Raw genomic sequence first — 26,072 nt, forward strand, 5'->3', positions numbered from 1 at the left:
TTAAAATCCTTAAATTCGTTCGGCTCTTTAGTCGGGCTCAGCCGCGAGCGATCAGCGCTGCGTCGGCTTCGACCTTTTCGGCCGCTTTCTGGCGGATCAGCCTTTCCAGCTCATCCACCAGATTGTCATTCGTCAATTTCTGCGCCGGTTTACCGTCGATATAAATCAGGTTCGGCGTACCACCGGTCAGGCCGATATGCGCCTCTTTGGCTTCACCCGGACCGTTCACTACGCAACCGATCACCGCGACATCCAGCGGCACCAGCAGATCTTCCAGGCGCATTTCCAGTTCATTCATGGTTTTCACCACATCGAAGTTCTGCCGCGAACAGCTTGGGCAGGCGATGAAGTTGATACCACGGGACCGCAAGTGCAGGGATTTGAGAATGTCGTAGCCGACTTTCACTTCCTCGACCGGATCGGCCGCCAACGAGATGCGAATAGTATCGCCAATCCCGTCGGCCAGCAGCATACCGAGGCCCACGGCAGATTTCACCGTGCCTGAACGCAAACCACCGGCTTCGGTGATGCCCAGGTGCAGCGGCTGAACGATCTCCTTGGCCAGCAGGCGATAGGCTTCGACGGCCATGAACACGTCGGAGGCCTTTACGCTGACCTTGAAGTCCTTGAAATTCAGGCGTTCAAGGTGTTCGACGTGACGCAGTGCAGACTCCACCAGCGCCGCCGGAGTCGGCTCGCCGTATTTCTTCTGCAGGTCTTTTTCCAGGGAACCGGCGTTGACCCCGATGCGGATCGGGATCCCGCGGTCACGGGCGGCATCGACCACGGCGCGCACCCGGTCTTCGCGACCGATGTTGCCCGGGTTGATCCGCAGGCAATCGACGCCCAGTTCGGCCACGCGCAGAGCGATCTTGTAGTCGAAATGGATATCGGCAACCAAAGGCACCTTGACCAGTTGCTTGATCCGGCCGAAGGCTTCGGCAGCGTCCATATCGGGCACCGAAATGCGCACGATATCGACACCCGCGGCTTCCAGACGGTTGATCTGGGCGACGGTGGCCGCGACATCATTGGTGTCGCTGTTGGTCATGCTCTGCACGGCGATCGGCGCATCGCCGCCCACCGGTACCGAGCCGACCCAGATCTTGCGGGACTCGCGACGTTTGATTGGAGATTCGCCGTGCATGACTTATTGACCTAACTTCAGGCGAGCGGTCTCGCCACTGGTGAACGGAGCGATGTCGACCGCCTGCCCGTTGTAGCTGATCTGTACGCCACGGGCATAACCCAGGCGTACCGAAAAGGGTGGCTTGCCGCTGACTTCGACGTTTTCGCCCTTGCGCTTGAGACCGCTCAACAGCACTTTGCCGCTGGCATCGGAAACCTGGGTCCAGCAGTCAGCAACGAACTGCAGTCGAACCTTTCCGGCACCGGCGGCTGGCGTGGTCGCTACCGGAGCGGTTGCAACCGGCGTCGCCACAACCGCTGCCGCAGTGGCAGGAGCAGCAGCGATAGGTGCGACGGGAGTTAATGGAACTGGGACGCCTGGAGCCGGAGCGACTGGCGCTCCTGCTGGAGTCTCGGTAGTCGATTCAGTCGCATCGGCCTGGGCTTCGGCCGGCGACTGGCCAGGCAGTGCGAGACTGGTCTGGCCTTCGCTCTGGCCTTCGACAACGGCCTGGTCTTCCGGCTCGTCGATCGGGTGGATCTGCGTGGTGCCGTCGGCACCTTCGACTTCGACATGCTCCTGGTTGAGGCCGATCAGCTCCTTGGGCCGCAGCGAGGTCTGATCCTGCCACCAGATAAAGCCGCCACCGATCACTGCAATCAGCAACAGCAGGCTGACAATACGCAGGATGGTATGGGAAACCCGTACCGGCTCTTCGATACGTCCCAGACTGTGCACGGCACTGCCCTGGGAGTCGGTACCGGTGTAGTGGTCGAAGTTCTGGACCAGCGCGGTCTGGTCCATGCCGAGCAATTTGGCATAAGCACGAATGTAGCCACGGGCAAAGGTGTGCCCTGGCAGCTTGTCGAAAGCGCCGGTCTCAAGGTTGCTCAATGAAGCCACGGTAAGATTGAGCTTCAAAGCCACTTCCGCCAGGGACCAGCCATTGCTTTCGCGGGCCTGACGCAAGGTCTCACCGGGGTTTACGCGAGTCGCTGCTACAACTTCGGGATGCGCCGCTTTCATCATTGCTCCGACAGGTATTGCTGATATTCCGGCGAACCGGGATAGAGTCGTTTTAATTGCAGGCCGTAACTTGCGGCCTTGTCGCGATCTTCGAACACTTTGGCCAGCCGAACGCCGAGCAATAGACTACGTGCATTTTGCTCGGCCAGCAGGCTAAAACGATCGTAGTAGTCGCGTGCGGGCACATAATGCCTGTCTTCGAAGGACAACTCAGCCATTTCCAGCAGCGCGCGAGGTTGTTGACGGTTCAGGCGCAGGGCTTTTTCCAGCTGCTTTTGAGCCAGTTCACGCTGACCGAGCTTCGAGGCGGTCATGCCCAGGTTCTCGAAAACCCGCGAACGCTCAGGATAAAGGGTATCGGCGGCGGCTTGTTCAAAGCGTTCGTAAGCTTCTGTGTAACGCTTTTCTTCGAAAAGAAAACTGCCGTAGTTGTTCAGGATACGCGCATCGCCGGGCCGTCCGGACAACGCCTGGCGAAAGTGCTGGTCGGCAAGCTCCGGCTCCATTTCGGCCTGAAACACCAGCCCCAGCGCCGCATTGGCATCCGGATCCGAATCATCCAGGTCGAGGGCTTTCTTGAGCGGGACTTTCGCCCGCTCGGTCATGCCCTGTTGCAAATAGCCCAAACCCAGCTGCACGTAAGCCCCACGCGCCTCGTCCCGGCCCTTGCTCGTTTTCAGCGGGTTGAAATCACCCGACAGAACACAGCCAGTCAACAGACTGGCGAATAGCACAAGCAGCGCGACGCGCAAGGTCATTGAGCTCCTCTCTCAGGTACGATTCGCAGCGCTTTGCGGTATATCGGACTCGGCGTTCAACTCACGCACGGCGATATAACGTTCGCTGCGACGGGTGCGATCCAGCACCTGCCCTACCAATTGGCCACACGCGGCGTCGATGTCTTCACCGCGAGTGGTGCGCACGGTGACATTGAAGCCTGCATGATGCAGTTGATCCTGGAAACGGCGAATCGCGTTGTTGCTCGGGCGCTCGTAACCGGAATGGGGAAACGGGTTGAACGGGATCAGGTTGATCTTGCACGGGATGTTCTTGAGCAACTCGATCATTTCCACGGCGTGCTCGACCTTGTCATTGATGTCTTTGAGCAAGGTGTATTCGATGGTCAGCACGCGCTTCTCACCCAGGGTCGCCATATAGCGCTGGCACGACTCGAGGAGCATCTTCAGCGGGTATTTCTTGTTGATCGGGACCAACTGGTTACGCAGCGCATCGTTGGGTGCGTGCAGCGACAACGCCAGGGAAACGTCGATGTGCTTGGCCAGCTCATCGATCATCGGCACCACGCCAGAGGTGGACAGAGTCACCCGACGCTTGGAGATGCCATAACCCAGGTCATCCATCATCAGATGCATGGCGGCCACGACGTTGTCGAAGTTCAGCAGCGGCTCACCCATGCCCATCATCACCACGTTGGTGATGGCACGGTCGGCGGTCGCCGGGATGCTGCCGAACGATTTATTGGCAATCCACACCTGGCCGATGACTTCGGCGGCGCTGAGGTTGCTATTGAAACCTTGCTTGCCGGTGGAGCAGAAACTGCAATCCAGGGCACAGCCTGCCTGGGACGAAACGCACAAGGTGCCGCGTTTGCCCTGGGGAATGTAAACGGTCTCGACGCAGCTGCCGGACGCCACGCGCACCACCCATTTACGGGTGCCGTCGGTGGAAATGTCCTCGCTGACGACTTCCGGACCACGAATTTCAGCAACGACCTTGAGCTTTTCGCGCAAGGCCTTGCTGACGTTCGTCATGACGTCGAAATCATCGACGCCAAGGTGGTGAATCCACTTCATTACCTGACCGGCACGGAAGCGCTTCTCCCCGATTGAGTCGAAGAATTTTTCCATTTCCAGCTGAGTCAGACCCAACAGGTTAGTTTTGCCAGTCGATGTAGTCATGGATTCATCCTCACTCAGCGGCCTCAGGCCTTTTGAGCGACTGCTTCAACAGCAGGGAAAAAGAAAGCGATTTCACGTGCAGCAGCAGCTTCCGAGTCGGAACCGTGTACAGCGTTGGCGTCGATGGACTCAGCGAAGTCAGCACGGATGGTGCCGGCAGCAGCTTCTTTAGGGTTGGTAGCGCCCATCAGCTCGCGGTTCTTGGCGATAGCGTCTTCGCCTTCCAGAACCTGAACAACAACCGGGCCGGAGATCATGAATGCAACCAGGTCACCGAAGAAACCACGAGCACTGTGCTCAGCGTAGAAGCCTTCAGCTTCTTCTTTGGTCAGTTGCTTCTGCTCGGAAGCAACAACTTTCAGGCCTGCTTCTTCGAAACGGGCAACGATCTGGTCAGCAACGCCTTTTGCAACGGCGTCAGGCTTGATGATGGAGAAAGTACGTTGAACAGCCATGATGTAACTCCAGAAACGATAATTTGTGAAAAATTAAACCCGCGAATTATACGCGGGTTTAGGGGGATTTCCTAACTGCTTACAAGTCGCGACCTCTGCCCTCTGTAGGAGCTGCCGAAGGCTGCGATCTTTTGATCCTGGTCTTGCGCTTGAGATTCAAGTGGCATTGGAACAAATCGCAGCCTCGCTTCGCTCGTCAGCTCCTACTCAGCTCCTACGCTGCTTCTTCGATCCAGGCAGTCTGAATGGCTTCGAGAACTTTCTCGCCGCCACGCTTGGGATCGTCACTGAACTCCGGCAACTCAAGCACCCAGCGGTGCAGATCGACGAAGTTGACCGACAGCGGATCCACATCCGGCTTGCTTTCAGCCAGCTGGATCGCGATTTCCAGCACATCAACCCATTTAAGACTCATGACGATTCCTTGAATCAGTGCGGCGCTTCGGCCGCATGGTTGAGCGAGTATTTCGGAATTTCGATGGTCAGGTCCTCAGTCCCGACCACAGCCTGACAGGTCAGGCGCGACTGCGCCTCCAGCCCCCAGGCCCGATCAAGATAGTCCTCTTCCAGGTCATCGGCCTCATTCAGCGAGTCAAAACCTTCGCGAATGATGCAGTGACAGGTAGTGCAGGCACAGACGCCGCCGCAGGCGCTCTCGATCTCGATATGGTTGTCATGGGCCACTTCGAGAATGGATTTGCCAGTCTCAGCCTCTACAACCATACCGTCCGGGCAATGCTCGGCGTGTGGCAGAAAAATGATCTGCGGCATCAATTATTCCTCGATTTCATTCAGGTTGCGCCCCGCCAGAGCGGCTTTCACCGTCGAGTCCAGGCGGCGGGCAGCAAAGGCATCGGTCACTTGCGACAGACGCTTGGTCTGCTGCTCGATGGCGTAACCATCGGTACCTTTCATCAATTCGGTCAGTTCCTGCATCTGCAGTTCGATGACCATGCGCTCCTCGGCATCGAGCAGGCGTTCGCCGTCGACATCGAGGGCGCCCTGCACTGCTTCGATCAGGCGCTGCGCATCGACCTGTTGCTCGCGCAGCACACGGGCGACCTTGTCGTCGTTGGCATGCTGGAACGAATCCTTGAGCATCTTGGCGATTTCGCCGTCGGTCAGGCCGTAGGACGGCTTGACCTGAATGCTGGCCTCCACGCCCGAACCCAGTTCCCGGGCCGCGACACTGAGCAGACCATCGGCATCGACCTGGAAGGTCACGCGAATCTTCGCCGCACCCGCGACCATGGCCGGAATACCGCGCAATTCAAAGCGTGCCAGGGAACGGCAGTCGCTGATCAGCTCACGCTCGCCTTGCAGCACGTGGATCGCCATGGCCGACTGGCCATCCTTGTAAGTCGTGAAGTCCTGGGCGCGAGCGACGGGGATAGTGGTGTTGCGCGGAATCACCTTCTCCATCAGGCCGCCCATGGTTTCCAGGCCGAGGGACAACGGAATCACATCGAGCAGCAGCAGTTCGTCGCCATCGCGCTTGTTGCCGGCCAGGGTATCGGCCTGGATCGCAGCGCCAATGGCCACCACTTGATCCGGATCGATCTCGGTCAGCGGTTCGCGACCGAAGGCTTCAGCGACCGCCTGGCGAACGCGAGGCACGCGAGTCGAGCCACCGACCATGACCACGGCATGCACTTCTTCCAGCTCGATGCCGGAGTCACGTACAGCGCGGCGGCAGGCTTTCAGACTGCGAGCGACCATCGGCTCGATCAGCGCATCGAAGGCTTCACGGGTCAGCTCGGCTTTCCAGTCGCCATAAGCGACTTCAACGGCCGGAGCATTGGTCAGGGCTTCTTTGGCCGCGCAAGCGGTTTGCAGCAGATGGCGTTGCGCACCCGGATCGAGGTCGGCCGACAGACCGGCACTCTCGATGATCCAGCCAGCAATCGCGTGGTCGAAGTCATCGCCGCCCAGGGCACTGTCGCCGCCGGTAGCCAGGACTTCAAACACACCGCCGGTCAGGCGCAGAATCGAAATATCGAAGGTGCCGCCGCCCAGGTCATAAATGGCAACCAGGCCTTCGGCGTGTTGATCCAGACCGTAAGCCACGGCGGCGGCGGTCGGCTCATTGAGCAAACGCAGCACGTTCAGACCGGCCAGTTTGGCCGCATCCTTGGTGGCCTGACGCTGAGCATCGTCGAAATAGGCCGGAACGGTAATCACCGCACCGACCAGTTCGCCACCCAGGGCCTCTTCGGCGCGCTGACGCAGCACCCTGAGGATATCGGCGGAGACTTCGACCGGGCTTTTCGGGCCCTGAATGGTGTCGATGAACGGCATGTGCGACTGGCCACCGACAAAGCGGTAGGGCAGTTGGTCACCCAGCTGCTTGACGTCGGACAGACCACGACCCATCAAGCGCTTGACCGACAGCACGGTGTTCAAAGGATCGGTAGCGGCAGCCAGCCTGGCGGACATGCCGACTTCGACGCGATCAGCGTGATAGCGCACCGCGGACGGCAGAATGACCTGCCCGTCAGCGTCGGCCAGAGGCTCGGAAAGACCACTGCGCAATGCAGCGACCAGCGAATTGGTAGTGCCCAAGTCGATCCCCACAGCCAGACGACGCTGGTGCGGTTGAGGACTTTGGCCGGGTTCGGCGATCTGCAGTAGGGCCATCGTTATCAGGACTTATCTGTATATCAGGCGTGCGACCGGAGCGGCACTGGGTTAATCGTCGAGGCGCTCTTCTAACTGGCGCACTTCGTAGGTGAGCTTGTCGAGGAACTGCATGCGCCGCATCAGGCGTTCGGCCTGCTCACGTTGCGCTGCGTCATCCCAACAGGCTGCGAAGCTTTCGTTCAGTGCATCCTGAGCGACCTTCAGGCGGCGCTTGAACACAGCAATACCGGCGAGGTCGGCGCTGTCTTGCAGGTCTTCGAGCTCTTCACGCAACTCCATCTGCTGCAGAAGAAACTCCGGATCATGCACCGTGACCTCCAGCGGCAGCTCGTGACCGCCCAAGGCGAGCAAATAACGTGCACGCTTCGGGGGATTCTTGAGCGTCTGGTAGGCCTCGTTGAGGCTCGCGGAGTGCTCTAGCGCCAGCCGCTGCTCGCGCTCGGAAGCGTCTGCAAAGCGGTCCGGATGAACACCGCGCGCCAACTCACGGTAGCGCGTGGCCAACTGCTCGAGATCCAGACGGAAGCTCGGCCGCAGTTCAAATAAAGCGAAATGACAAGGAGTACCCACGAGCAGCCTCAGATATTGAAGCTTTCGCCGCAGCCACATTCACCGCGTACGTTGGGGTTGTTGAACTTGAAGCCTTCGTTCAACCCTTCCTTGACGAAATCGAGTTCGGTGCCGTCCAGGTAAGCCAGGCTTTTCGGGTCGATGATCACTTTCTCGCCGTGACTGACGAACACCTGATCCTCTGCAACCACCTCGTCGACAAACTCCAGCACGTAGGCAAGGCCGGAACAGCCTGTGGTGCGAACACCCAGACGAATCCCCTCACCTTTGCCGCGCCCGTTGAGGGAGCGTCGCACGTGTTGAGCAGCCGCTTCTGTCATGCTGATAGCCATCGGAGACTCCTTACTCGTCGCCAAATCTTGAAAGTCAGATCAAGCCTTTCTTCTGCTTGTAATCGCGAACGGCCGCTTTGATAGCGTCTTCAGCCAGTACGGAGCAGTGAATTTTCACTGGCGGCAGGGCCAGTTCTTCAGCCAGCTGAGTGTTCTTGATGGTCTCTGCTTCATCCAGAGTCTTGCCTTTCATCCACTCGGTCGCCAGGGAGCTGGAGGCGATCGCCGAACCGCAACCGTAGGTCTTGAACTTGGCGTCTTCGATGATGCCTTGCTCGTTGACCTTGATTTGCAGGCGCATGACGTCGCCGCACGCCGGAGCGCCGACCATGCCGGTGCCGACATCAGGGTCTTCCGCGTCCATCTTGCCGACGTTGCGCGGGTTTTCGTAGTGGTCGATGACCTTTTCGCTGTAAGCCATGGTTCTTATTCCTCACTCATCAGAGAGTCGCTCTTGAAGCCCCGATATTTCACGGGGCTTGTATTCGGCGACTTGAATTCAGTGCGCCGCCCACTCGATTTTCGAGATGTCGATGCCGTCTTTGTACATGTCCCACAGCGGCGACAGAGTGCGCAGCTTGGTAACGGCCTCGCAGACTTTCTGCGCGGCGTAGTCGATTTCTTCTTCGGTGGTGAAGCGGCCGAAGGTGAAGCGAATCGAGCTGTGTGCCAGTTCGTCGTTGCGGCCCAGGGCGCGCAGTACGTACGAAGGCTCCAGGGACGCCGAGGTGCAGGCCGAACCCGAGGAAACCGCCAGATCCTTGAGTGCCATGATCAGCGACTCGCCTTCAACGTAGTTGAAGCTCAGGTTCAGGTTGTGCGGTACGCGGGAAGTCATGCTGCCGTTGATGTACAGCTCTTCCAGGCCTTCGACCTGCTTGAAGAAACGGTCGCTCAGGGCTTTGATCCGGACATTCTCGCTAGCCATGTCTTCCTTGGCCACGCGGAAGGCTTCGCCCATGCCGACGATCTGGTGAGTCGCCAGGGTGCCGGAACGCATGCCACGTTCGTGACCGCCGCCATGCATGGTCGCTTCGATGCGAACACGCGGCTTGCGGCTCACGTACAGGGCGCCGATGCCTTTAGGGCCGTAGGTTTTGTGGGCCGAGAAGGACATCAGGTCGACTTTCAGCTTCTGCAGGTCGATCTCGACCTTGCCAGTGGACTGCGCGGCATCGACGTGGAACAGGATCCCTTTGGAACGGGTCAGTTCGCCGATGGCTGCGATGTCGTTGATGGTGCCGATTTCGTTGTTCACGTGCATGACCGACACCAGGATGGTGTCGTCGCGCAGGGCGGCTTCAATCATCTCAGGCGTGACCAGACCATCGGTGCGAGGCTCGAGGTAGGTCACTTCGAAGCCTTCACGCTCCAGTTGGCGCATGGTGTCGAGGACAGCCTTGTGCTCAATCTTGGTGGTGATCAGGTGTTTGCCTTTGGTGGCATAGAAATGCGCAACACCCTTGATTGCCAGGTTGTCGGACTCGGTGGCACCGGAGGTCCAGACGATTTCACGCGGGTCGGCGTTGACCAGATCAGCGACCTGGCGACGCGCATTTTCCACGGACTCTTCGGCTTTCCAGCCGAACACGTGGGAACGGGACGCCGGGTTACCGAAGTTTCCGTCGACCAGCAGGCATTCACTCATTTTTTGCGCTACACGCGGATCAACCGGGGTGGTCGCAGAGTAATCAAGGTAAATCGGCAACTTCATGGACTATCTCCTAAATCAGGCTGGCTGGCTTGCCGCTAGCTCTAATGGCTGTTATTCGACGGCAGACGCTTCAATCTTGTCCAGACGCGGCGCCTTGCTGTTGCTACGGCGCTGGTCCTGACGCTGGGCTACTTCTTGCACCTCACGGCGAGTCACAAGGTCAGCCAAGCTGATACCGCTCAGAAAATCATGGATCTGCAGGCTGAGATCGCACCACAAGTGGTGGGTCAGGCACGTGTCGCCGGCATGGCAATCGCCAAGTCCCTGGCAACGGGTGGCATCGACAGACTCGTTCACCGCATCGATCACCTGAGCGACCTGGATCCCCTGCATGTCCCGAGATAGCTGATAACCGCCACCAGGACCGCGAACGCTGGACACCAGATTGCTGCGGCGCAACTTGGCGAAGAGCTGTTCGAGGTAGGACAGGGAAATGCCTTGGCGCTCGGAGATATCGGCCAGGGACACCGGCCCGTTTTGCGCGTGCAACGCCAGGTCGAGCATGGCGGTTACGGCGTATCGGCCTTTGGTAGTCAGTCTCATGGGCAGGTACCACGGAGTTTCGGAATGGGGGCGAGTATGCAATTCCCGAGTATTTAAGTCAACTATAAGACCTAGTGTTTTACTCGGGTTTACCTGCAAATTAGCGCGCGAATGATATCAGGGTCTGCGGCGCAATGGCACACCGCTCAACGCGGTGCCCATCTGCAAACCCAATCCGTAGGAGCTGCCGCAGGCTGCGATCTTTTCGGGATCGCCACCGCCCTTTGCAGATCAAAAGATCGCAGCCTTCGGCAGCTCCTACAGATCCTTGCCTTTCACACAGTCAAAGTCTTCTTCGCGCAGTTCGGGCAGTTCCTTGGCGCAGTAGCTGCTACCCAGATCCTTCAGCGCGCCGCACATCCCTTCCAGGCGCCCGTCCACTGCCTGCAAGTGATCGAGCAACTGGCCAATGGCCCGCGCCACCGGGTCCGGCATGTCTTCGCCGACCCCATAAGCATCGAAGCCGATTTTCTCCGCCATCGCCTTGCGCTTGGCGTGCAGCTCATCGTCGGACTTCATGATGATCCGCCCCGGAATCCCGACCACCGTCGCACCCGCGGGCACAGCCTTGGTCACCACCGCATTGGAACCGACCTTGGCCCCGGCCCCGACCGTGAACGGTCCCAGCACCTTGGCGCCCGCCCCCACCACCACGCCATCTTCCAGCGTCGGGTGGCGCTTGCCCTTGTTCCAGCTGGTACCACCCAGGGTCACGCCCTGATAAAGGGTGACGTCATCGCCGATCTCGGCGGTTTCACCGATCACGATGCCCATGCCATGGTCAATAAAGAAGCGTCGACCGACCTTGGCCCCCGGATGAATCTCGATCCCGGTCAGCCAGCGGCCCAGGTTCGACACGACCCGCGCCAGCCACTTCCAGCCCATGCCCCACAAGGCCGACGACAGGCGATGGATCCAGATGGCGTGCATGCCCGGATAGCAGGTCAGCACTTCGAAAGCGTTACGCGCCGCCGGATCACGATGGAAAACACTCTGGATATCTTCACGCAAACGCTCGAACATCATTAATCCTTCCGCTTTAGAAGCTCGCCACGGGCCGCTTTCTGGGTTTCCGTGAGGATGCCACGCAATATATTCATTTCCGCCCGGCTGACCGAGCTGCGTCCGTACAACCGGCGCAGGCGCGCCATCAAGTGCCGTGGTTTTTCCGGATCAAGGAACTCGATGGCCACCAGGGTCTGCTCCAGGTGCTCATAGAATCGCTCCAGCTCATCCATGGTCGCCAGCTCGCCGCTCTTGGTCGACGCCACTTCATCCTTCTCGACCTTGCTCGGCTGACCTTCGGCCGCCAGCCAGGACATGCGCACTTCATAACTCAACACCTGCACCGCCGCCCCGAGGTTCAGCGAGCTGAACTCAGGGTCTGACGGGATGTGCACGTGATAATGACATCGCTGCAACTCGTCATTGGTCAGGCCGGAGTCTTCACGGCCAAACACCAGGGCAATCTCGGCGCCTTGCGCGGCTTCCTCCACCACCTTCACCCCGCACTCGCGTGGATCGAGCAGTGGCCAGGGGATGCGCCGGTCACGGGCACTGGTGCCCAACACCAGATTGCAGCCGACCAGGGCATCTTCCAGGGTGGCGACGACCTGGGCGTTGGCCAGGATATCGCCGGCACCGGAAGCCCGGGCATCGGCCTCGTGATGCGGGAAAAACCGCGGTTCGACCAGCACCAGCCGCGACAGGCCCATGTTCTTCATGGCACGCGCAGCCCCGCCGATGTTCCCGGGATGGCTGGTATTGACCAGGACGACACGAATGTTTTGCAGCACGGGAGGGGCTCTCGGACACGGGAAAGGGGAGCAAATCTTACAGACCATCCGGAAGTTAAGCTACGAAAGCGAACGTCGACCTTCATCTGTAGAAAGTTTCTGCTAGAATGCTCGGCTTTCTTTAACAACCTTAGGTGACACATCCATGCAGCCCATGCTGAATATCGCGCTGCGCGCCGCCCGCAGCGCCAGTGAATTGATTTTCCGCTCCATCGAGCGCCTGGATACCATCAAGGTCGACGAAAAAGACGCCAAGGACTACGTGTCCGAAGTTGATCGCGCTGCCGAACAGAAAATCATCGACGCGCTGCGCAAGGCTTACCCGACTCACGGCATCCTTGGCGAAGAAACCGGCATGCACGCCGGCAGTGGCGATGGCGTAGATTACCTGTGGATCATCGACCCACTGGACGGCACCACCAACTTCCTGCGCGGCGTCCCGCACTTCGCGGTCAGCATCGCCTGCAAATACCGTGGCCGCCTGGAACACGCAGTGGTTCTGGACCCGGTTCGCCAGGAAGAATTCACCGCCAGCCGTGGTCGCGGCGCTCAGCTCAACGGTCGTCGCCTGCGTGTCAGCGGTCGCACCAGCCTTGAAGGCGCGCTGCTGGGTACCGGCTTCCCGTTCCGTGACGACCAGATGGACAACCTGGAAAACTACCTGGGCATGTTCCGCAGCCTGGTTGGCCAGACCGCCGGCATCCGCCGCGCCGGTGCCGCCAGCCTCGACCTGGCCTACGTGGCCGCCGGTCGCTACGACGCATTCTGGGAATCGGGCCTGTCCGAGTGGGACATGGCTGCAGGCGCCCTGCTGATCCAGGAAGCGGGCGGCCTGGTGAGCGACTTCACCGGCGGTCACGACTTCCTTGAAAAAGGCCACGTCGTTGCCGGCAACACCAAATGCTTCAAAGCAGTCCTGACGGCCATCCAGCCGCACCTGCCGGCCTCGCTGAAACGCTAAGCGAGCAGCCCCAAAAAAGCACCCTGCGGGGTGCTTTTTTTATGGCCGGGATTTGAGCCAGGCCCTACCCCGAAACCACCACCCATCAACTGTGGGAGCGAGCTTGCTCGCGATGAGGGCCTCACATTCGATATCGATGTTGCCTGACAGTCTGCTATCGCGAGCAAGCTCGCTCCCACAAGATCAAGATCAAAAGATCGCAGCCTGCGGCAGCTCCTACAGGAGGATTGGTGGCGCCACACAAATCTCAGACACAAAAAAAGCACCCAGCCGGGTGCTTTTTTTGAGTCTGAAACTCAACTCATCATTGAGCAGGTTCGCCCTGACCCAGTACCAGCTGGCCTTCTTTGTTGACCGGAATCTGGTTGCCTGGATCACGATCCATGCGCACTTTGCCTTCCTTGCCATCCAGCGAATAACGTACGTCGTAACCTACAACCTTGTCGCTGATGTCATTCACAGTGTTACACCGCGTCTGAGTCGTGGTGTAGGTATCACGATTCTGCATGCCTTCCTGGACCTTGTTGCCGGCATAACCGCCGCCAACTGCGCCCGCTACGGTTGCAATCTTCTTGCCGGTGCCGCCGCCAATCTGGTTACCCAGAAGACCGCCAGCCAGCGCACCGACCACCGTACCGGCGATCTGGTGTTGATCCTTCACCGGCGCCTGCCGGGTCACGGCGACGTCCTTGCAGACCTCACGCGGGGTTTTGATCTGGGTCTTGACCGGCTCGACTGCCAGCACTTGCGCATACTCAGGGCCGCTTTTAACCAGGTTATAGGTGGCAACAGCACCCCCGGCGGTAACGCCGACAGCACCCAGCACAGCACCAACGAGCATCGACTTGTTCATCATGAACCTCCTGACCATCACATGCGGGACAGGCCCGCGCTTCTCCCAGCCTTGGAGCACAAAAAAAGGCGCGAGTTCAATACTCGCGCCTTTTCGGGTAAAGCCAGAAGCGACGTTTGCCGTTATGGGCGGTCGTCCACTTCCTTGTCAGTGGCGGCCGGAGGAATCAGATCCTCAGTGCTCAGGTTCAGCCAGATCAGCACCACGTTGGCGATGTAGATCGACGAGTAGGTACCCGCCATCACACCGACGAACAGCGCAATGGAGAAGCCGAACAGGTTGTCGCCGCCGAAGAACAGCAGCGCCGCGATCGCCAGCAAGGTGGAGATCGAGGTCGCCATGGTCCGCAGCAGGGTTTGCGTGGTCGAGATGTTGATGTTGTCGATCAAGGTCGCCTTGCGCAGGACCCGGAAGTTCTCACGAACCCGGTCGAATACCACGATAGTGTCGTTCAGCGAGTAACCGATGATCGCCAATACCGCCGCCAGCACCGTCAGGTCGAAGGTGATCTGGAAGAACGACAGGATACCCAGGGTCACCACCACGTCGTGGATCAGCGAGACGATGGCACCGACCGCGAACTTCCACTGAAAGCGGAAAGCCAGGTAGATCATGATACCGCCCAGCGCCATCAGCATCCCGAGGCCGCCCTGGTCGCGCAGCTCTTCACCCACCTGCGGGCCGACGAACTCGACGCGCTTGACCACGGCCGGATTGTCGCCGCCGACCTTCTGCAGCGCTTCAGCGACCTGATGACCCAGTTGCGGGTCCTCGCCAGGCATGCGCACCAGCAGATCGGTCGTCGCGCCAAAGCTCTGCACGATGGCGTCGCTGTAACCGGCCTCAGCCAGCTGGGCACGCACCTTGGAGACATCGGCCGGACGCTCGTAGGTCAGCTCGATGAGCGTACCGCCGGTGAAGTCCAGACCGTAGTTAATGCCCTTATGGAACCAGCTGAACAACGCCAGCGCGGTAAGCAGCAATGTGATGCCGAACGCAATGTTGCGAACGCCCATGAAGTTGATTGTACGTAACATGGCAGCCCCTTAAATCCACAACTTCTTGAAGTCCCGACCGCCGAAGATCAGGTTGACCATCGCGCGGGTCACCATGATGGCCGTGAACATCGAGGTAAAGATCCCGAGGGACATGGTCACCGCAAAACCTTTGACCGGGCCGGTGCCCATGGCAAAGAGAATCCCGCCGACCAACAAGGTGGTCAGGTTGGAATCGAGAATCGCGGTAAAAGCCCGGCCGAAGCCTTCGTTGATTGCCCGCTGCACGGACATGCCGGCAGCGATCTCTTCACGTATCCGCGAGAAGATCAGTACGTTGGCGTCGACCGCCATACCCATGGTCAGCACGATACCGGCGATACCTGGCAGGGTCAGCGTCGCACCCAGCAAGGACATCAGGGCCAGCAGCATCACCATGTTCACCGCCAGCGCAACCGTGGCAATGATGCCGAAGAAGCGGTAGATGGCGATGATGAACAGCGAAACGAACAGCATGCCCCACAGGGAAGCATCGATACCCTTGACGATGTTGTCGGCACCCAGGCTCGGGCCGATGGTGCGCTCTTCAGCGAAGTACATCGGCGCCGCCAGACCACCGGCACGCAGCAGCAGGGCCAGCTCGGAAGACTCGCCCTGACCAGTCAGGCCGGTAATGCGGAACTGGCTACCCAGTGGCGACTGGATGGTCGCCAGGCTGATGATCTTCTTCTCTTCCTTGAAGGTCTGCACCGGCACGTCTTTCTCGACACCGTTGACCACCTGCCTGGTGTAGGTGGTGATCGGCCGTTGCTCGATGAAGATCACCGCCATGCTGCGACCGACGTTGCTGCGAGTCGAACGACTCATCAGCTCGCCGCCGTGGCCATCAAGCTTGATGTTCACCTGCGGACGACCTTGCTCATCGAAACCGGCCTGAGCGTCAGTCACCTGGTCACCGGTGATGATCAGGCCACGCTCGATCTGCGCAGGCGGACGACCGCCCTCACGGAACTCGAACGACTCGGAACTGGCTTTGGAAGCACCTGCATCGGCGGCCAGACGGAATTCAAGGTTGGCAGTCTTGCCGAGGATCCGCTTGGCTTCAGCGGTGTCCTGCACGCCCGGCAGCTCAACCACGATACGGTTGGCACCCTGACGCTGAACGATAGGTTCGGCAACACCCAGCTCGTTGACGCGGTTACGTACCGTGGTCAAGTTCTGCTTGATGGAGTATTCACGGATTTCCGCCAGCTTGGCCGGGGTCATCGCCAGACGCAGCACCGGTTGACCGTTGAGGTCGGCAGGTGTCACTTCGAAATCGTTGAAATTCTTGCGGATCAGTGCACGGGCCTGTTCGCGGGCAGGCTCATCAGTGAAGCCCAGCTGAATGGCACCTTCGAGTTGCGGCAGGCTGCGATAGCGCAGTTTCTCTTTGCGCAACAGGCTCTTGACGTCGCCTTCGTAGACTTTCAGGCGGGCATCGAGGGCTTTATCCATGTCCACTTCCAGCAGGAAGTGCACACCACCGGACAAGTCCAGACCCAGCTTCATCGGGTGCGCGCCAAGGCTGCGCAGCCATTGTGGAGTGGTTTGTGCCAGGTTCAGCGCAACGACATAGTCATCGCCCAGGGTCTTGCGCACTACGTCTTTGGCCGGAAGTTGATCTTCCTGCTTGATCAGACGCAACAAACCGCCCTTGCCTTTCTCCGCCAGACTGGCAGCCTTGACGTTGATCCCGGCGTCGGAGAGCGCTTTGCTCGCCCGATCCAGATCAGCCTGAGTGACCTGCAGCGCAGTACTTGCACCACTGATCTGAATGGCCGGATCGTCAGGGTATAAATTGGGAGCGGAATAAATAGAGCCGATCGCCAGCACAGCCAGGATCAGTATGTATTTCCACAGAGGGTATTTGTTCAGCATCACGCCGCCCGCTTATGACGCGGGGCGCCTTGCGCGCCCCGTCGATTGGTAAAAGTTGGAACTTAGATCGCTTTGAGCGTGCCTTTTGGCAGCGTGGCGGCGATAGCGCCTTTCTGGAACTTCAGCTCTACCTGGTCGGAAACTTCGAGAACCACGAAGTCATCGGCCACTTTGGTGATCTTGCCGGCGATACCGCCAGTGGTCACAACTTCGTCACCTTTTTGCAGGTTACCCAGCAGCGCTTTTTGATCTTTGGCGCGCTTGGCCTGTGGACGCCAGATCATCAGGTAGAAGATGACCAGGAAGCCGACCAGGAAAATCCACTCAAAACCACCGCCCATTGGGCCGGCAGCAGGTGCAGCGGCATCAGCCATGGCATTAGAGATAAAAAAGCTCATTTAGCACTCCAGTTGCAATATTGAATCTTAGGGTCAGAAAACTCAGTCCAAAGGCGGAACAGGCAATCCGCGTTTGGCATAAAAGGCATCGACAAAGGCGGCCAATGTACCCTGTTGAATAGACTCGCGCAAACCAGCCATAAGCACCTGGTAATGGCGCAAATTATGGATGGTATTCAACATGCTACCCAGCATTTCGCCGCATTTGTCCAGATGATGCAGATAAGCGCGGGAGAAGTTCTGGCAGGTGTAGCAATCACAGGTCGGATCCAGCGGCGAATCATCATGGCGATGGAACGCGTTACGGATCTTCAGCACACCGGTATCGATGAATAGATGCCCATTGCGGGCATTGCGGGTTGGCATCACGCAATCGAACATGTCCACACCGCGGCGCACACCCTCCACCAGATCTTCCGGTTTGCCAACGCCCATAAGGTAACGAGGTTTGTCAGCAGGCATCAGGCCCGGCAGGTAATCCAGCACCTTGATCATCTCGTGCTTGGGCTCGCCCACCGACAGGCCGCCGATCGCCAGACCATCGAAGCCGATCTGGTCGAGGCCTTCGAGGGAGCGCATGCGCAGGTCCTGGTGCATCCCGCCCTGAACGATACCGAACAGTGCGGCGGTATTCTCGCCATGGGCATTCTTCGAACGCTGGGCCCAGCGCAACGACAGCTCCATGGACACTCGCGCCACGTCTTCATCGGCCGGGTACGGGGTGCACTCGTCGAAAATCATCACGATGTCCGAGCCCAGGTCGCGCTGGACCTGCATCGACTCTTCCGGGCCCATGAAGACTTTCGCGCCATCGACCGGCGAGGCGAAGGTCACGCCCTCCTCCTTGATCTTGCGCATGGCGCCCAGGCTGAACACCTGAAAACCACCGGAGTCGGTCAGAATCGGGCCTTTCCACTGCATGAAATCATGCAGGTCGCCGTGCTTCTTGATCACTTCCGTGCCAGGGCGCAGCCACAGGTGAAAGGTGTTGCCCAGGATAATCTCGGCGCCGGTGGCGGTGATATCCCGCGGCAGCATGCCCTTGACCGTGCCGTAAGTGCCGACCGGCATGAACGCTGGGGTTTCAACAGTACCGCGGGGAAAGGTCAGACGACCACGACGAGCCTTGCCATCAGTGGCGAGCAACTCAAAAGACATACGACTCATGCATGATCCTCAGGGGCCAAACCCTTGGGGGCAGTTGGCGCGGGGTTACGGGTGATGAACATCGCATCACCGTAGCTGAAAAAGCGGTACCCATGCTCGACGGCCGCGGCATAGGCAGCCATGGTTTCGGGATAACCGGCGAACGCCGAAACCAGCATTAACAATGTGGATTCAGGCAAATGGAAGTTGGTCACCAGGGCATCGACCACATGGAACGGCCGGCCCGGGAAAATAAAGATATCGGTATCGCCGCTGAACGGCTTGAGCACGCCATCGCGGGCCGCGCTTTCCAGCGAACGCACGCTGGTGGTGCCGACCGCCACCACCCGCCCGCCACGGGCCCGGCAGGCCGCCACCGCATCCACCACTTCCTGGCTGACTTCCAGCCATTCGTTGTGCATGTGGTGATCTTCGAGACGCTCGACGCGCACCGGCTGGAACGTCCCGGCGCCAACGTGCAAGGTCACAAACGCCGTCTCGACGCCCTTGGCGGCAATCGCCTCCATCAGCGGCTGATCGAAATGCAGCCCGGCAGTCGGCGCCGCCACCGCACCCAAACGCGCGGCATACACCGTCTGATAACGCTCGCGGTCCGAGCCTTCATCCGGGCGGTCTATATAAGGAGGCAACGGCATATGCCCGACGCGATCGAGCAGCGGCAGCACTTCCTCGGCAAACTCCAGCTCGAACAATGCATCATGGCGCGCCAGCATCCGGGCCTCGCCCCCGCCGTCGATCAGGATCTTCGAACCTGGCTTGGGCGACTTGCTGGAACGCACATGGGCCAGCACGCGATGACTGTCGAGCACCCGCTCGACCAGGATTTCCAGCTTGCCGCCGGAAGCCTTCTGGCCAAACAGCCGCGCCGGAATCACCCGGGTATTGTTAAACACCATCAAATCGCCCGGGCGCAAAAGCTCAAGCAAATCAGTGAATTGACGGTGTGCCAGGGCGCCGCTAACCCCATCCAGGGTCAACAGGCGACTGCCACGCCGCTCAGCCAAAGGATGGCGAGCGATCAAGGAATCAGGGAGCTCGAAGGTAAAGTCAGCAACGCGCATGATGGGGTTCGTCTAGCAGGGCCGGGAAGTTTAGCGGAAATAGTCAAAATTGACCATGAAACGTGATTGACCAACGGTAATCTCATCTCTATACTTCGCCGCCATTGAGCCCTGATGGCGGAATTGGTAGACGCGGCGGATTCAAAATCCGTTTTCGAAAGAAGTGGGAGTTCGAGTCTCCCTCGGGGCACCAAAATTAAGAAAGGCCTTGCATTGCAAGGCCTTTTTTTATGCCCGCAGAAAAGTGTTCCTCCCTGCCCTGCGCGCACCCCAATGACACCACGCACACGTCCCCCTGTAGGAGCTGCCGAAGGCTGCGATCTTTTGATCTTGCTCTTTCGGTGCCTCAGCTCACCTCGGCTAAACGCAAGATGGACAAAAAGAAAACTGTCACCTCTATTCGCCCTTTTCGGTAAGACATCACAAGGATTCCCCCATGGAACTGCCACTGGAAACAGTCGCCCTTTTCTCCCTCAAGCTGGCTTACGAGACAGAAGGTCAAAGTCCGATTTTGCGCGACGACCTGATAATGAGCGGCTATCAGAGGGAGGTCTTTGGCTTGCTGGTGCGCAGAGGTGATGTCGAGGCGATCCAGCTTAAAGTGGATGAATGCCTGGGTTTGGCGCTGAAAGCGGTAGGCGGTGTTAATACACCGCTAGGTCGTGAGCTGCAGAGGTTGTCAGCAGATTTTGGCAGTGCTCAGACCATGGAGCAGCTTGATACCCCGCTGATCGCGCTCAAGGACTACCTGAAAGACATTCAGTGAATGATGGGGCTGCCCGAAAACCGGGACGTCCCATACACGGACCGATTCTGGCCGGGTGGCGACTGGCGACTGGCGACTGGGGTGTCATAGAACACCACTAACTCGTCCAAAGTAGCTGAAAACCCCAATATTCATTGAGCCGTACTGACGGTGCTTTACACTCAAAGTGGTTGACGGGAGTGTCAACTTCGTTCAAAAATGACCGTGAGCGCGAAACCAGTTGCCTCCAGCGGCTACAACTGGCGTAGGAACCCCGTCGATGGCTGGACATCAGCGTAGGGTGAGACCTCCACACCCCTGCTTGAGGGTGTGTATATGAATATCAAGCAACACTTTTAAGGGCAGCCCTCATAAGCTGCCCTTTTTCTTGCCCGTCACAAAAGCGTGTAGCGCTTGAATAACAACTCGCCGTGCCGGTACTTGTTCAACGCCTTGGCATCGCTCTGCATGAAGTTCCACATCACCTGCCCTCCGACGAGAGACACGCTCACCAGCATTTGCCTCTTGGACTCATAGGCGCCAATGAAGGCCAGCCGATACGTCTCGTTTGTAAACGCCACCTTCCAGACTTCAAGTGGACCACAGAGGGTATCCAGGGCCATTTTCACATAGCGTTCCCGGGCATCCATCCGCTTTTCCACGATGTGATAGATGCAGCTGCGCAGAATCGTCACACCCCCCATAGGCGTTTCAACTGCTAGCGACAGAATCGCGGGATCGACAAAGCCCAGGTGCTGGGCGACGACCTCAATAGCATCCTCATGAGACGTGGCCGCCTGCACTTCATCGATCGCCTGTGAACGCAGGTCGCGTTCCAGAGTACGCAAATCAGGCAGATTACTGTCCAGTCAGGTGGGCTGACCTTTCTGCTCTGAAATCTTGGGAGGGGGAGTGTCCGTACTCAAAAGGCGATCCGACCAGGCTTGGTAGCCCAGTATTTTGCCATAGATTTTGCAGGTCATCGGCGCGACTGAGGACGAATGGGGACAGCCCACGATTATGAAATGAGCCAATCGTCAGTGAGCTAAAAATCGTGGTCCCCGACTTTTGCAAGCTACCCTCCACTGACTACACAACCTTGCGCAACTGCCTACAAATCCCCCAGAATTCGCCCGCTTGTGCGCCTTGCCCCGCGCCACTAACGTTCTCCTGTCGCTGCCCATCAGCGATCGGGTTTAGTAGCCCGTGGTTTTCCAAGGTGCATAGCGCTCCAATCAGTCAGGTGTTCCCTTTACCTGCACTTGATGGTGGCTGTGCGTAGGGCGCCCTCGGGCGCGCCGGTTCCTTGGATCCCCGGTCTACTAACCTGCGTACAGCTGCCACCCCTTCGTTTAGTAGCGAATCGGTGGCAACTCCAAACTTAAGGATCCGAGAGAATGTACAAAGTAACCCCCAATCCCCCCGAAACCCCAAACGTTTCCCCCTACGAATCCCTCGATTCAAAAAAACTCCACGAGGCCGCCGACCGAGCCCTCGATCACTACCTGACCCCACCACCATCGAACAAACCACGCTCCAACGACCAGCGCCCCAACCAATTCTTCACCGTCGCCCCGGACATCAACCCCGAAGCCTTGCTGGCCCACACCTACGAAACCTTCTGCTCGGCCAGCACCCTGACCCTGGATCTTTCTGATGACCTGGAAGGCAAACACCGCAACCTCGCCTTGGCGATCTATAGCCTCATGGAATTGGGGTTGTTGTTGATCGAAAAGACGCTTGATCGCGAGCACTCGGTGAAGGTGTAGACAGCTAGAGCAAACGCGCCCGTCGATCGCGGGCGCGCCAAAGTTGAAGGATCTGATTCAAACAACTGGCAAGCCGGGAAATAGTCCCGTCCCCTTTTCCCCTTTTCCGCCGTCCCCTTTTCCGCCGTCGTTTTGGCTTGCCCTGGGACCCTGCATTTGGATGAGCAAGAGGCAAAGAATCCACGCGTTCATATTAGCGGCTGGGGTTTAAGTTAGGTGACAGGTTGACGGGGGCTGTGTGTTTGCTATCAGCCACAGATTTCTTCCGTTCGGATTGGAATTTTCCTGCAAGAGTTCCGGGATCGGCCTGCATACGTTGGGGTGTAAGCATCTGAAAATCTAATCGTACGGGCCGCAGCGTTTGATCAGGAATCGTTGTCGCCGAGTATGTCGCTTTGACTATTTCCAAAGCCCCCCAAGCAAATCGACGGTGATTCCCTGGTATTCAGGGGACAGCCAATATTATGAAACCAAAACTCATAACTATCATCGGATGATTCCATTATGAAAATCTATGTACCCAGTGTATTACCTGGTTTTTTGTCCCTTATGATGCTGATTGGATCGGCCTCTACCGTCGCACTTGAAACCCGCCCGATAGCAACTTCGAAAGTTGGTTCGAATCAAGTCATTGCCAAAGCCGTCTGGTACGACCCTGCTGTTCCTGGTGAAGTATTCGGCTTGGTTGGGCCGCGTCACGTAAATCGCTTTGTGAACCATCAAAATCCCGCCCAGGCACGCATCGATGCACGCCAGTACGCGGAGGAATGGATCTTCCCCGCAATTGGCACCACCGGACCCATTTTATCAGGAGAAAATCGCTGCCTTGAAACGGTGCGATGGCCGACACCAGATGACCTTTATACCCAATGGGAGAGATGCAAAGCTGGAGATCCACAGCAGCAATACATGATTAGTTCAGATGGAACGGTCACTTGGGTGAAGGAACCCTCTTTAACATTGGTCGCGGATCTTGATGTGCCAGCCAATTTGGAATTCTATACCCTAACCCCTCGCCCCAATTATTCACAAAAGCTCGATATTCGAGGGGCTGATTGGCGCCAATAGACGCGTGCAGGCAGTGGCGATAGGTGGTCATTCGTGAAGCGAACACCCATTTAAACGAGACTACTCGCCGATAAAGGTGTCATGAGCCCGCCGTGTCGTTCCTTTTCACTGAATTCAAACACGAGGCGCAAACCCCGTGTTTGATGGTGATATCCACGCTGGAACGGCCTGTCCGTGGCCCTGCGAGTTGGCCCGGATCGAGCGGTTTATTCTGGATTGGCTGCAATCGTAGCATCCTCCATCACCAGCGCAGACTATCGCCTCAGCGCCTTGAAGTACGTGACGCTCATCAGTAGCCGCATCATCAAGCCCTCGATCCTTCGCAAGCGCGGATTATTTGTCTGCCTTTCTCCCAGACCCTCCATCTCCTTTGGCCTGGCGAGCGCTCTGGCGCAGTTCTTGTGGCGTGCGCCCAATGACTCGCACGAAGCAGCGCAGCATGTGATCGGCATAACCAAAAGGGGACAGATTTATTTTTGGGCCAAGGTCCTAGCCCGAGACATCGGCCTCGCAGCGAATGGCAACAGCGAAAACATGCTGATCATCCGGATCAGGAAAATCGAGCCCTTCACCCAAGGGCTCGTAGCCCGTAATCAGTGCATCGCACCTCAAAAAGTTGACCGTTTCAAGCTCTGGAACACTCCATAGCCGCGTCGATCAGCCTCCCCTTGTCATACCAGGCGTCCCTCTGGTGGACGGAATAGCGTTTCTCACCTGCAGAACCGGACAGTTCAACAAGTCCTGACGCTTTATCGGGATCAAGGCTTCCAATGAAAAGGTTGGTTTTGCCATTCTCCTCAACGGTAAAGGTCTTTATGCCTCCCTGAATATCATCCTTTATGCAGGCTATATAATCCGCGTTGGCCTTAGCGGTCACCCCGGAAAAATTATCGCCCCCCTGTCTTATATCGGGGTTATGTGCGCAACCAGCAGCCAGCAGCAGGATGGAAAGAAACGAAACCCTGCCACTGCTGACTGAGCTTGGGAACTTACCAATGAGTGTGCTCTTCATGGCGGTGCTCCAGGTTATCGCTTGGGTCAATCGACTAGAATCAATGCGGGTTTTTTCGCATCCTTCAGAAGGAACACCAGAAACTTGGCGGGCTTGTCCTGGCTGGCGTTGCGTCCAACCGTGTGCACGTCTTCCGGTCCTTCATAGAAGCTTTGCCCAGGTGTCAGCGTGACCTCCTTGCCACCCTTCACGCCCATGACGATGGAGCCTTCGAGTACGTAGATGAAGCCATGGGCGTCATGACGATGAACCGGATCGGCCCCGCCGGGCGGAAACTCCACCGTGATCATCAGCCCTTCCTTTCCGGGGTACTCGGGAAGCGGTTTGACCATCACTGTCTCGACGGTCGGGAGCGGCGCGGAGACTGGCTTGTCTTCGGCCATGACGAGCCCGGTGCACAACAGGGGCAGCAGGGCGAAAAGATGATGGATTTGCATGGGGCTTTCCTCATCTGGAATTTCTGGAAGACGCCTGATTCCGTGGATAGGGATGTAGAGGGCTGGCAGGAACCACAACGGTCGTCATGTGGCCTGTTGTGGATCGCCACAACGCCAGTGATTCGCATTGACGATCAAGTTAGAAACGGAGCCTAATTCGGTCAAGGACATTGATCGTGGGATTTCAGCCATGGCCCGTCGCATCGGCTTTCTGGTCTACCCGGGCTTTGTGCTGCTGGATCTGAGTGGGCCGCTTGAGGTCTTTTCCAATGCCAGCCAACTCTCTTCCTCCGATTACCTGCTGACCGTCGTTTCCATGGAAGGCGGGATGGTCCGCAGTGCCTGCGGGCTGCCTGTCTTCACTGAGCCATTGCAGCCCTGCGCGTTCGACACCTTCATGGTGGTCGGTGCACCCGAACCGCCTGAGGGCGAATGGGTTGCTGAGCCGGCAGCGGCGATTCGCGACATCTCCACGCGCTCGCGCAGGACCGCCAGCGTATGCACGGGCGCCTTCCTGTTGGCTGCCAGTGGCGTGCTCGATGGTAGGACTGCAACGACCCACTGGTACTACGCGCCGCAGTTGCAGGCGCGGCATCCGGCGGTGCGCGTCGATGGCGACCGAATGTGGAGCGAAGACGAGGGCATGTGGACGTCGGCCGGCATGTCCGCCGGCATCGACATGAGCCTGGCGATGATCGAGCAGGACTTGGGCAAAGCTACGGCGCTATCGGTCGCGCGCATGCTGGTCGTTTATTACCGGCGACCTGGCGGCCAATATCAGTTCTCTTCGCTGCTGGATTTCGATCCGGGGTCGGACCGCATTCGCACCACGCTAAGCTTCGCTCGCGAACATCTGCGCGACAATCTGTCGGTCGAGCGGCTGGCTGAGGTCGCGAACCTGAGCGTGCGCCAGTTCGGGCGGGCGTTCGCGTCATCTACTGGAATGACCCCGGCACGGGCGGTCGAACGTCTGCGGGTGGAAGCCGCACGACCGCAAGTCGAAGATGGATGGCAGACGTTCGAGGAGATCGCGCGCCTGAATGGCTTCATCGAAGCCGGGCGCATGTGCCAGAGCTTCCGGCGGGTCATTGGGCGCACGCCACAGGAGCTTCGGCACTGCGCACGTCAGGCTGAAACTTTGCGGTTGGCGTTGTCAGAAAGGGGACAGATCTATTTACCGAAGATATAAATCCGCCCCTTTTTCATCCTTTTTCCGTCCCTTTTTCCCCATTACAGAGCAAGCCTACATCAACCAAAGAAACGTCTGATTTATCCCCCCGCGCCACCTCACCTAGCGTGCGTCCTTTCGATAAAAACGATAAGGAAACATTCGCATGAGGCGCTACCACATCACCGTCGGGGCCAAAACCACCGTCGACGGCACCGTGCGCACCGGTTGGGAGTGCAGCACCATCAATGGACTGGCCATGGCCCGCGAAGGCGATGAAGTCTATTGCCCGGAATGCGACAGTACCGGGGAGATTGCCTGCGACGGCCCGCACCTGGTGGACCTGCTGGATGGACGCCACGCGGCCCTGGACGGCGACCTCTGCAGGTGCAAG

General features: G+C 58.4%; 31 protein-coding genes and 1 tRNA gene. 8 read left to right on the plus strand and 24 right to left on the minus strand.

Translation table 11 applies throughout. The features are described 5' to 3' along the window. Positions 1-37: 37 nt before the first annotated feature. From ispG to trmJ, 15 genes are all read right to left on the minus strand, one after another. Positions 38-1,147 carry a flavodoxin-dependent (E)-4-hydroxy-3-methylbut-2-enyl-diphosphate synthase gene (gene ispG / locus F8N21_RS07625; RefSeq protein ID WP_150641540.1) on the minus strand — a complete coding sequence of 370 codons (1,110 nt, stop codon included), beginning with the start codon at positions 1,145-1,147 and terminating at the stop codon, positions 38-40. A 3-nt stretch (positions 1,148-1,150) separates the two neighbouring features. Continuing rightward, a complete protein-coding gene (locus tag F8N21_RS07630; RefSeq protein WP_150641541.1) occupies positions 1,151-2,155 on the minus strand; it encodes a helix-turn-helix domain-containing protein in 1,005 nt (334 codons plus the stop codon). Next, positions 2,155-2,913 (minus strand): type IV pilus biogenesis/stability protein PilW, encoded by a 759-nt coding sequence (gene pilW, locus F8N21_RS07635; RefSeq protein ID WP_150641542.1) that lies wholly within the window; start codon positions 2,911-2,913, stop codon positions 2,155-2,157. Before pilW ends, F8N21_RS07630 begins: the two co-directional genes overlap by 1 nt. Positions 2,914-2,925: 12 nt before the next feature. Further along, positions 2,926-4,074 (minus strand): 23S rRNA (adenine(2503)-C(2))-methyltransferase RlmN, encoded by a 1,149-nt coding sequence (gene rlmN, locus F8N21_RS07640; RefSeq protein WP_150641543.1) that lies wholly within the window; start codon positions 4,072-4,074, stop codon positions 2,926-2,928. Between the two features lie 23 nt (positions 4,075-4,097). Then, entirely contained in the window at positions 4,098-4,529 is a 432-nt protein-coding gene (ndk, locus tag F8N21_RS07645) for a nucleoside-diphosphate kinase (RefSeq protein ID WP_150641544.1), read from the minus strand. A 214-nt stretch (positions 4,530-4,743) separates the two neighbouring features. After that, a complete protein-coding gene (iscX, locus tag F8N21_RS07650; protein WP_150641545.1) occupies positions 4,744-4,944 on the minus strand; it encodes a Fe-S cluster assembly protein IscX in 201 nt (66 codons plus the stop codon). 14 nt (positions 4,945-4,958) lie between these two features. Then, entirely contained in the window at positions 4,959-5,300 is a 342-nt protein-coding gene (gene fdx, locus F8N21_RS07655; RefSeq protein ID WP_150641546.1) for an ISC system 2Fe-2S type ferredoxin, read from the minus strand. Between the two features lie 3 nt (positions 5,301-5,303). Beyond that, on the minus strand, positions 5,304-7,166 hold the full coding sequence (gene hscA / locus F8N21_RS07660; RefSeq protein WP_150641547.1) for a Fe-S protein assembly chaperone HscA: 1,863 nt from the start codon (positions 7,164-7,166) through the stop codon (positions 5,304-5,306). Between the two features lie 51 nt (positions 7,167-7,217). Further along, entirely contained in the window at positions 7,218-7,739 is a 522-nt protein-coding gene (gene hscB / locus F8N21_RS07665) for a co-chaperone HscB (protein WP_150641548.1), read from the minus strand. 8 nt (positions 7,740-7,747) lie between these two features. Beyond that, a complete protein-coding gene (gene iscA, locus F8N21_RS07670) occupies positions 7,748-8,071 on the minus strand; it encodes an iron-sulfur cluster assembly protein IscA (RefSeq protein ID WP_150641549.1) in 324 nt (107 codons plus the stop codon). A 34-nt stretch (positions 8,072-8,105) separates the two neighbouring features. Beyond that, on the minus strand, positions 8,106-8,492 hold the full coding sequence (gene iscU / locus F8N21_RS07675; RefSeq protein ID WP_003443374.1) for a Fe-S cluster assembly scaffold IscU: 387 nt from the start codon (positions 8,490-8,492) through the stop codon (positions 8,106-8,108). Positions 8,493-8,570: 78 nt separating this feature from the next. Next, entirely contained in the window at positions 8,571-9,785 is a 1,215-nt protein-coding gene (locus F8N21_RS07680; protein WP_150641550.1) for an IscS subfamily cysteine desulfurase, read from the minus strand. A 51-nt stretch (positions 9,786-9,836) separates the two neighbouring features. Continuing rightward, on the minus strand, positions 9,837-10,328 hold the full coding sequence (iscR, locus tag F8N21_RS07685; protein WP_150641551.1) for a Fe-S cluster assembly transcriptional regulator IscR: 492 nt from the start codon (positions 10,326-10,328) through the stop codon (positions 9,837-9,839). Positions 10,329-10,586: 258 nt separating this feature from the next. Next, a complete protein-coding gene (gene cysE / locus F8N21_RS07690; RefSeq protein ID WP_150641552.1) occupies positions 10,587-11,351 on the minus strand; it encodes a serine O-acetyltransferase in 765 nt (254 codons plus the stop codon). 2 nt (positions 11,352-11,353) lie between these two features. After that, complete coding sequence (trmJ, locus tag F8N21_RS07695) at positions 11,354-12,124, minus strand: tRNA (cytosine(32)/uridine(32)-2'-O)-methyltransferase TrmJ (RefSeq protein WP_150641553.1); 771 nt, start codon at positions 12,122-12,124, stop codon at positions 11,354-11,356. A 145-nt stretch (positions 12,125-12,269) separates the two neighbouring features. On the opposite strand from trmJ, the gene suhB reads away from it, so the two are divergent. Then, on the plus strand, positions 12,270-13,085 hold the full coding sequence (gene suhB / locus F8N21_RS07700) for an inositol-phosphate phosphatase (RefSeq protein WP_150641554.1): 816 nt from the start codon (positions 12,270-12,272) through the stop codon (positions 13,083-13,085). A 304-nt stretch (positions 13,086-13,389) separates the two neighbouring features. On the opposite strand, the gene F8N21_RS07710 is transcribed toward suhB, so the two are convergent. The 6 genes from F8N21_RS07710 to queA form a co-directional block, all read right to left on the minus strand. Beyond that, entirely contained in the window at positions 13,390-13,938 is a 549-nt protein-coding gene (locus F8N21_RS07710; protein ID WP_150641556.1) for a glycine zipper 2TM domain-containing protein, read from the minus strand. A 122-nt stretch (positions 13,939-14,060) separates the two neighbouring features. Next, a complete protein-coding gene (secF, locus tag F8N21_RS07715) occupies positions 14,061-14,975 on the minus strand; it encodes a protein translocase subunit SecF (protein ID WP_150641557.1) in 915 nt (304 codons plus the stop codon). 9 nt (positions 14,976-14,984) lie between these two features. Then, positions 14,985-16,853, minus strand: a complete 1,869-nt coding sequence (gene secD / locus F8N21_RS07720; protein ID WP_150641558.1) for a protein translocase subunit SecD — start codon at positions 16,851-16,853, stop codon at positions 14,985-14,987. A 62-nt stretch (positions 16,854-16,915) separates the two neighbouring features. After that, positions 16,916-17,251, minus strand: coding sequence for a preprotein translocase subunit YajC (gene yajC, locus F8N21_RS07725; protein ID WP_150641559.1), 336 nt, complete (start codon positions 17,249-17,251; stop codon positions 16,916-16,918). Positions 17,252-17,293: 42 nt separating this feature from the next. After that, the gene (tgt, locus tag F8N21_RS07730; RefSeq protein WP_150641570.1) at positions 17,294-18,409 is read right to left on the minus strand and encodes a tRNA guanosine(34) transglycosylase Tgt; all 1,116 of its coding nucleotides are present in this window, start codon (positions 18,407-18,409) and stop codon (positions 17,294-17,296) included. 5 nt (positions 18,410-18,414) lie between these two features. Continuing rightward, entirely contained in the window at positions 18,415-19,479 is a 1,065-nt protein-coding gene (gene queA / locus F8N21_RS07735; RefSeq protein WP_150641560.1) for a tRNA preQ1(34) S-adenosylmethionine ribosyltransferase-isomerase QueA, read from the minus strand. A 108-nt stretch (positions 19,480-19,587) separates the two neighbouring features. Here queA and F8N21_RS07740 point away from each other — a divergent pair. Continuing rightward, a tRNA-Leu gene (locus F8N21_RS07740) sits at positions 19,588-19,672 on the plus strand. A 243-nt stretch (positions 19,673-19,915) separates the two neighbouring features. After that, positions 19,916-20,245, plus strand: a complete 330-nt coding sequence (locus F8N21_RS07745) for a hypothetical protein (protein ID WP_150641561.1) — start codon at positions 19,916-19,918, stop codon at positions 20,243-20,245. Positions 20,246-20,619: 374 nt separating this feature from the next. Here F8N21_RS07745 and F8N21_RS07750 read toward each other — a convergent pair whose 3' ends face one another. Next, the gene (locus F8N21_RS07750; protein WP_224788181.1) at positions 20,620-21,072 is read right to left on the minus strand and encodes a PBECR2 nuclease fold domain-containing protein; all 453 of its coding nucleotides are present in this window, start codon (positions 21,070-21,072) and stop codon (positions 20,620-20,622) included. Positions 21,073-21,621: 549 nt separating this feature from the next. Here F8N21_RS07750 and F8N21_RS07755 point away from each other — a divergent pair. The 3 genes from F8N21_RS07755 to F8N21_RS31430 all read left to right on the plus strand — a co-directional run bounded on the left by F8N21_RS07755 (position 21,622) and on the right by F8N21_RS31430 (position 23,709). Further along, positions 21,622-21,993 (plus strand): DUF6124 family protein, encoded by a 372-nt coding sequence (locus F8N21_RS07755; protein WP_150641562.1) that lies wholly within the window; start codon positions 21,622-21,624, stop codon positions 21,991-21,993. 504 nt (positions 21,994-22,497) lie between these two features. Next, on the plus strand, positions 22,498-23,061 hold the full coding sequence (locus tag F8N21_RS07760) for a hypothetical protein (RefSeq protein ID WP_150641563.1): 564 nt from the start codon (positions 22,498-22,500) through the stop codon (positions 23,059-23,061). Between the two features lie 174 nt (positions 23,062-23,235). Beyond that, a complete protein-coding gene (locus F8N21_RS31430) occupies positions 23,236-23,709 on the plus strand; it encodes a hypothetical protein (RefSeq protein WP_191624235.1) in 474 nt (157 codons plus the stop codon). On the opposite strand, the gene F8N21_RS07775 is transcribed toward F8N21_RS31430, so the two are convergent. Together F8N21_RS07775 and F8N21_RS07780 are read right to left on the minus strand one after the other, a co-directional pair. Next, positions 23,687-24,073 (minus strand): hypothetical protein, encoded by a 387-nt coding sequence (locus F8N21_RS07775; RefSeq protein ID WP_224788182.1) that lies wholly within the window; start codon positions 24,071-24,073, stop codon positions 23,687-23,689. The two genes, F8N21_RS31430 and F8N21_RS07775, sit on opposite strands and share 23 nt — an antisense overlap. A 26-nt stretch (positions 24,074-24,099) precedes the next feature. Continuing rightward, positions 24,100-24,510, minus strand: a complete 411-nt coding sequence (locus F8N21_RS07780) for a cupin domain-containing protein (protein ID WP_150641564.1) — start codon at positions 24,508-24,510, stop codon at positions 24,100-24,102. A gap of 127 nt (positions 24,511-24,637) precedes the next feature. Between F8N21_RS07780 and F8N21_RS07785 the strand changes: the two genes are divergently transcribed. Both F8N21_RS07785 and F8N21_RS07790 read left to right on the plus strand, forming a co-directional pair. Continuing rightward, positions 24,638-25,699: a GlxA family transcriptional regulator gene (locus tag F8N21_RS07785; RefSeq protein WP_224788183.1), complete on the plus strand. Its 1,062-nt coding sequence runs from the start codon at positions 24,638-24,640 to the stop codon at positions 25,697-25,699. A gap of 145 nt (positions 25,700-25,844) precedes the next feature. Beyond that, the coding region (locus F8N21_RS07790) for a PAAR domain-containing protein (protein WP_150641566.1) at positions 25,845-26,072 on the plus strand (228 nt) is incomplete at its 3' end.

The sequence above is a fragment of the Pseudomonas fluorescens genome, assembly GCF_902497895.1.
Taxonomy (GTDB): Bacteria; Pseudomonadota; Gammaproteobacteria; order Pseudomonadales; family Pseudomonadaceae; genus Aquipseudomonas; species Aquipseudomonas fluorescens_BP.